General features: G+C 75.6%; 3 protein-coding genes and 1 pseudogene. 1 reads left to right on the top strand and 3 read right to left on the bottom strand.

The window, feature by feature from the left end:
* Both G3I53_RS16030 and G3I53_RS16025 read right to left on the bottom strand, forming a co-directional pair.
* On the bottom strand, positions 1-1,066 hold a 1,066-nt coding region (locus tag G3I53_RS16030), incomplete at its 3' end, for a hypothetical protein (RefSeq protein WP_164438472.1).
* On the bottom strand, positions 1,017-1,976 hold the full coding sequence (locus G3I53_RS16025) for a phosphatase PAP2 family protein (protein ID WP_164335271.1): 960 nt from the start codon (positions 1,974-1,976) through the stop codon (positions 1,017-1,019). The genes G3I53_RS16030 and G3I53_RS16025, both read right to left, overlap by 50 nt.
* Before the next feature lie 186 nt (positions 1,977-2,162).
* Here G3I53_RS16025 and G3I53_RS16020 point away from each other — a divergent pair, with 186 nt between their 5' ends.
* Complete coding sequence (locus G3I53_RS16020; protein ID WP_164335269.1) at positions 2,163-2,762, top strand: histidine phosphatase family protein; 600 nt, start codon at positions 2,163-2,165, stop codon at positions 2,760-2,762.
* Positions 2,763-3,357: 595 nt separating this feature from the next.
* Here G3I53_RS16020 and G3I53_RS16015 read toward each other — a convergent pair.
* Positions 3,358-3,842: pseudogene (locus G3I53_RS16015) on the bottom strand (hypothetical protein); the annotation flags it as partial.

Here is a 3,842-nt window from a genome sequence, read left to right as displayed (position 1 = left end):
CGGCCACCGCCGGGTCGTCCGGGTCGCCCGCCTCGCCGCGGGCCGCGGCCAGCACGTCCTCCACCGTCGTCAGCCCGCCCAGCTCGGCCCGCACCGGACGGCCCAGGGGGGTGACCGCACCGGACGCGCGGGACCGGTCCCGGCAGTGGAAGGCCAGCTCGCAGGTGGACAGGCACTCCGGCGCGTACGTCGCCGGGACGGCCTCCACGGCGGCCGTCAGCTGCTCGGCGGGCAGCTCCGGCGAGAAGCAGATGCCCTCGGGCAGCGCGTCGGCGATGTCCTCGACGCGGGTGAGCCGGGCCAGCTGGCGGGCGGTCACCGCACGCTGCTTGCGCACGTCCACGGCGGACGCGGTGGGCAGGTTGGAGAAGTCCTTGGGGCACACCAGCAGGATCCGGTGCCGCACGCGCGGGGCCGGGTCGAGGCGCGCGGCCACCTCTTCGAGGGCCAGCACGTACACCGCGGCCTGCCGGGTCGCCGCGCCCACCTTCGCGGGGTCGGCGGCGCCGTCCAGCATCGGGAACGACTTGATCTCCACGACCGTCCAGCTGCCGTCCGGGTGCACGATCACCGCGTCCGGCTCCAGGTGGGCGACCGACCCCGCGACGTCCAGCGCCAGCATCGGGTGGTCGAGCAGCGTCCAGGTGCCCGGGGAGGCGGTGGCCTCGCGCAGCGCCAGCGCCGTGCGCGCCGCGCGGCCCGCGGGGCCGACGGCGCTCAGGTCGGGCACATGGGCCCCGGAGGGAGGTTCGGCGGAGCGGTCGAGTCTCTCGTGGGCCAGGCGCAGCAGCTCCGTGCCGCCGTCGGCCTTGACCTTCGCCTCGAAGGCGTTGCCCCGCACGAGCGCGAACTGCGACTGCCCGAAAGCCGACGGCGCCCCCAGGGCCCGGGCCAGCGCCGCCTTGTCCACCCCGGCGCCGTCGAGGATCGCGCGCCGGCCGCAGCCCGGGTTCGCGGCCAGGGCGGCCAGGGCGCGCGCGTCCAGCGCCTTGGGCTGCGTCTCGGGGCCGCGCAGCTCAGCGAGCCGGTGCCGGAGCGCCCTCTCCCGTGTCCGCGGGGGCGGCACTCGGCTCGGCTCCTGGCCCGTACCGCGGCTCGACGTGCCGCTGCCGTGGAATTCGCTCACCCGCGGAAGTCTGGCATCCGGCACTGACATCCGGGGAACCCGCCGCGGAAGCGACCGCCGCGGGAAGCGCGAAGCGCGGCAGGAAACGGTCCTTGAACCGGTCCGCCCACCGCATCGCCGGCGCGGCCAGCAGCAGCCCGGCGCCCATCACGGCGGCACCCGCCACCGCGTCCAGGAAGTAGTGGTTCGCGGTGCCCATCACCACGATCGTGGTGACCAGTGGATAGACGACGGCGAACGTCTTCGCGGTGCGGGTCCGCCCGTGCCGCCACAGGATCACGCCGCACCACAGCGCCCAGCCCACGTGCAGGCTCGGCATCGCCGCGTACTGGTTCGTCATGCCGCCCAGCCCGCGCGGGGCGCTGGCCTCGCCGCCCCACCAGCCCCAGGAGCTGTAGTGGGCCATGGTGTCCACGAAGCCGTGGCTCGCGTCGAGCAGCCGGGGCGGGCAGGTCGGCAGCAGGGTGAAGCCGATCAGGCCGATGAAGGTGGACACCATCAGCCAGGTGCGGGCGGCCCGGTAGTGCACGGCACGGGACCGGAACAGCCAGACCAGGACGGCGGGCGTCACCAGGTAGTGCAGGGAGGCGTACCAGAAGTCGGCGGGTATCCCGAGCCACGGCTCGTGGGTGAACCAGCGGTTCAGCGGGCTCTCCGCGTTCAGGTACAGCGCCTTCTCGATGCGCAGGATGGCCAGGCCGTGGTCCACGGCGTCCGAGACGTCGCCCCGGACGACCAGGCGCCCCAGCGAGTAGCAGGCGTACACCAGGACGATCAGCGGCAGCTCGGTCCACCAGCGCAGCCGGGTCACCGGGGCCTCCTCGGTGCCCGGTTTCTCGCTGTGCGGCATCCGATCGCCCTCCCCCTTCGTCCTCGCTCGCGCCATCGGCGGTCAGCCACTCTACGGCGTCGGTCCGCGCCCCCCGTGAGGCGCCCTCGGCCCAGATAGACGTCGGGATCGGGCCCGGGGTTGCCCCTCATCAGGGTGCGCGATGATGGACGGGTTCCGCTCGCGTTTCGTTCCGGAAGGTCTCCCATGGCACCGCGCATTCTGCTGGCCCGGCACGGACAGACCGCGTGGTCGCTGTCCGGCAAGCACACCGGGCGGACCGACGTGCCGCTGCTGGAGGAGGGCCGCCGGGGCGCCAAGCTGCTCGGCGAGCGGCTGCGGCGCGCCCCGTACGACGGGCTGCCCGACGTGGAGGTGCGCACCAGCCCGCTGTCCCGCGCGCGGGAGACGTGCGAGCTGGCCGGTTTCGGCGGGCGCGCCGACACCTGGGACACGCTGATGGAGTGGGACTACGGCGCCTACGAGGGCCTGACGCCCGACGAGATACAGGCGCTGCGCCCGGGCTGGCTGATCTGGCGCGACGGGGTGCCCGAGGGCGGGGAGACCCTGGCGGAGGTGACCGCCCGCGCGGACGAGGTGGTCGCCTGGGCCCGCTCCGCGGACCGGGACGTCATGGTCTTCGCCCACGGCCACATCCTGCGCTCGATCGGCGCGCGCTGGCTGGGCCTGCCCCTGGAGTTCGCGGCCCGCATCCGCCTCAACCCGACGTCCCTGTCGGTCCTCGGCTGGGCCTACGGGGAGCCGGCCATCGAGAGCTGGAACGACCAGGGTCACCTGGCGGAGTGACGCGGGGCGCCCGGGGCGTGGGCATGACGCCGGTCGCCCGCGCCGTCGGAGTGACCCCGTTCGCCCGGGGCCGTCGGCGTGACGCCCGCCGGTCCGACGGTGCCCTGCGCCGTCTCGGGCCTGCGGCGGCCCTGATTGGTCCACGGCGTTCCTCGGGCCTGCGGCGGCCTTGATCGGTCCACGGCGTTCCTCGGGCCTGCGGCGGCCTTGATCGGTCCACGGCGTTCCTCGGGCCTGCGGCGGCCCTGATCGGTCCACGCCGTCTCTCGGGCCACCGACCGCCCTGACCCATCCACGCCGGCCCTCGCCCCCACCCCGTCCGCGGCCGCCCTCACGCGTCGTCCTCCCGCAGTCGGTCCGTCACGCGTGGGACGCGGAACGCGGAGGAGGCGGCGACGCGGAACGCGGAGGAGGCGGCTCCGGACGGGCGACGCGTGTGGGGACGCGAAACGGAATCGGCCGTGGGCGGGGACCGCGCATGGGACGCGCAATGGGGGCGGCCCTGGGGCATGCGACGCGTGTGGGACGCGCAACGGAGCCGGCCCCGGGGCAGGCCACGCGTGGGGGGACGCGGACGGGCCGCCCGGCCCACCGCTCACACCGCGCGCGGGACGCAGCCGTGGCGGTCCAGGAAGGCGGAGACGCCCGAGGCGCGGCGGTGCGGGAGCAGCACGCGCGCGGTGCCGGCCAGCATGGTCTGGATCCGGGACGACTGCACCTCGCCCAGCAGGTCCAGGACGCGCATGCCGGCCGTCGCCGCCTCGTCGGGGCGCCCCCCGCGCGCCAGGTCGTCCGCCAGCTCCGCCGTGTACAGGGCGATGTTGCGGGTGAAGTGCGGGTCCTGGAGCTCGGCCGCCCGGCGGGCGTGCCGGGCGGCGCGCGGCCAGTCGCCCAGCGTCGACCAGCACTGCGCCTCCAGGCCCTCCAGTTCGGCCTCGCCGTAGAAGGTCATCCACTCCGGGTCGGCCTCCGCGGGGCCGCGTTCGAAGTACGCCTGGGCGCGGGCCAGGGCCTGCTCGCAGCCCGCGCGGTCGGCCAGTCCGGCCCAGCCGCCCGCCTCCCGGAGCGCGAGCAGCGACA

The organism is Streptomyces sp. SID14436, from assembly GCF_010548465.1.
Classification (GTDB): domain Bacteria; phylum Actinomycetota; class Actinomycetes; order Streptomycetales; family Streptomycetaceae; genus Streptomyces.
Note: the sequence above shows the minus strand (reverse complement) of the source record. Positions and strands in the feature narration are given on the sequence as shown.

Excerpts from the sequence above, each read along its gene's own strand:
- G3I53_RS16020 (WP_164335269.1), top strand. The coding sequence starts at position 2,163 with ATGGCACCGCGCATTCTGCTGGCCCGGCACGGACAGACCGCGTGGTCG.
- G3I53_RS16025 (WP_164335271.1), bottom strand. The coding sequence starts at position 1,976 with ATGCCGCACAGCGAGAAACCGGGCACCGAGGAGGCCCCGGTGACCCGG.